Source organism: Mesorhizobium sp. Arg314 (assembly GCF_053714275.1).
Genome location: NZ_JBSKBP010000091.1, coordinates 7242 through 9297, shown reverse-complemented (window position 1 = coordinate 9297; position 2056 = coordinate 7242). Strand labels below are relative to the sequence as shown.

At 60.3% G+C, this 2056-nt stretch carries 1 protein-coding gene and 3 pseudogenes; 1 reads left to right on the top strand and 3 read right to left on the bottom strand.

Annotation, left to right across the window (positions count from 1 at the left end; genetic code table 11):
* Positions 1-125, top strand: a pseudogene (locus tag ACWGS9_RS33350) (tyrosine-type recombinase/integrase); the annotation flags it as partial.
* A 144-nt stretch (positions 126-269) separates the two neighbouring features.
* Here ACWGS9_RS33350 and ACWGS9_RS33345 read toward each other — a convergent pair.
* From ACWGS9_RS33345 to ACWGS9_RS33335, 3 genes and pseudogenes are all read right to left on the bottom strand, one after another.
* Positions 270-536, bottom strand: a pseudogene (locus ACWGS9_RS33345) (site-specific integrase); the annotation flags it as partial.
* Between the two features lie 434 nt (positions 537-970).
* Positions 971-1654: pseudogene (locus tag ACWGS9_RS33340) on the bottom strand (IS21 family transposase); the annotation flags it as partial.
* A gap of 213 nt (positions 1655-1867) precedes the next feature.
* Positions 1868-2056, bottom strand: a 189-nt coding sequence (locus tag ACWGS9_RS33335) for a hypothetical protein (protein WP_454509220.1), incomplete at its 5' end; no start/stop codon positions are given.

Genomic DNA, 2056 nt, shown 5'->3' with positions numbered 1-2056 from the left:
GCGCGAAAGCGGGCGACCTCTCCGGCTTGTCCAAGCCGGTCACGCCGCACAGCTTGCGGCACGCCTTCGCCGTCCATCTCCTGGAGGCCGGCGCCGACGTGCGCACCATTCAACTGCTGCTCGGGCAGGCACCTCGATCGAGGGATATCGGCCAGCCGATAACGTTGAGGTATCTCGACCAGCTTGCTGATGTCGCGCTGAAGGACGCGTTCCCGATGCAGGTATCGCAGGAAGACCCGCAGGATGCTGGCGAGACTGATCATCGCGGTGCGGCCGAAATGCGAGGCCTGTGTCGTGATGAAGGCCGTCACCACCGGTAATGTAAGCGACTTCGGATCGCATCCTACATCGCTGAGATGCCGCTCAAAGACGCGCAGGTAATGCCGGTAATGCGCGATGGAGCTTTGCCGCAACCCTCGCTCATCGCGGAGATAATCGAAGAACCCTGGAACCTGGACCGCAAATGGATCGGGCAGCGAATGCCGAGTGCGGTCGTCGCCCGCCTTCCAAACGACCAGGTTGAAGAAATGCCGCATGACGCCAGTGACAAAGTTGCGGTCGCGTCGACGTGCATCAGCCGATCGATCGGGATGACGATTTGACAACCAGTCAGCGATGAACGGCTCGAAGAGCCCTTCCGCTTGTTCGATACGTTCGACATTCCGGTCGGAAGTGAATGCCGCGAACTTCACGAGGACGGGAACGCGGCGATAGATGCTTCGAGGCGTGTAGGCACGTTCGCACAAAGCCTTCACATACTGCTCGATTTGCGGCCCTAGCCAGCAATCCATAATCCGATCGATTGTTTGTGGTTTGACGAAAACGCGTTCCAACATGGCAACCTCCATTCTCAGTTAGGGGGAGTTGGAGGGTGCGCCCGTTGTTCGCTCGTTAGATGTGTCGCCACAGACAATCTGGTCGTTTAATCACAGAAACTTACGCCCGCCGGGGCACATAACCGTTCGGGACACAAAACTGCGATTACGTGCCCGGGCACGTAATCGCAGACGATCGCCTTGGTGACTCCGCCGAAGAAGGCAAGCGCCCGCATCTGGCCGTCGATCCAGTCGGGCAGCTTCTGGCTGGAGCTGGCAAAGGCGAAGGTCAGATTGGAGGCGCCCAGCACCGCGACAAAGATCTGGGCGGCGTGGATGACGCCGGTAGCAGGATCGATGATCGGCACCGTCTGCCCGGCATAGTCGGTTTGCATCACCGCGTCCGCCGCATGCCGATTGCGGAACGTTGCGCTCGTCCGACGCTCGAAAGCGGCGAAGTGCTCGCAGAACCAGGTGTAGCCGTAACCGTCGGGATGGGCAGCGCGATACTCCTGCCACAACAGCGTCAGCGTCACGCCCTTGCGCTTCAGCTCCCGGACGATCAGCGCCCAGTCGGGCTCACTCAGATCCTGTGGCGGCCGGCCCATCCGGCGGAACAGAAGCCGCTCGAGCGCCGCATCGTCGTCGTAGCCGGGCGGCAACGGCCAACGCGAAAGCCCCGCCTCGCTCGCGCGTAACAGATAGGTCGAAACCGTCGTCTTGCTGATCTTCAGCCGTTCCGATACCGCATGCACCGAAAGGCCATGCTCATGCGTCAGGCGCAAGATCGCTCGGATGTCCTTCACCGTCGTCTGTCTCGTTTGCTTCCGTCTTGGCATGGCCCCTCCCAACGTCATCGTGAGAGGTCAAAATGCCAGAACGGCGCAGCCGAGAACCGACCGTCAAATCCGCCCCGGAAACTGTCCGGAACTTAGTGAAATCGGCGTCCGGGACTTACCGAAACACGCAACTTGCGAGCGCTGAGCGAACGCAACGCCTTCCGGCGCTATCTGGCATCCATTCGAAAGTTGACAGCGTCGGCTATCAGCTCCTCAGCGCGCATACCCGGCTAAGCGAGTCTCGAACCCTCTTGTCGATACTGCCTTGGTCTGGTCGAGCAATAACTGGTGCCGCGCTTTAGAACTGGAGTACTCGGGCGGCTTGACGTCCGGAGGGCCTCTACCTTTGGTCTCGTCGCGCCGCTGCATAGCTTCATGTAAGGCATTGGTTCCTTTTATGTG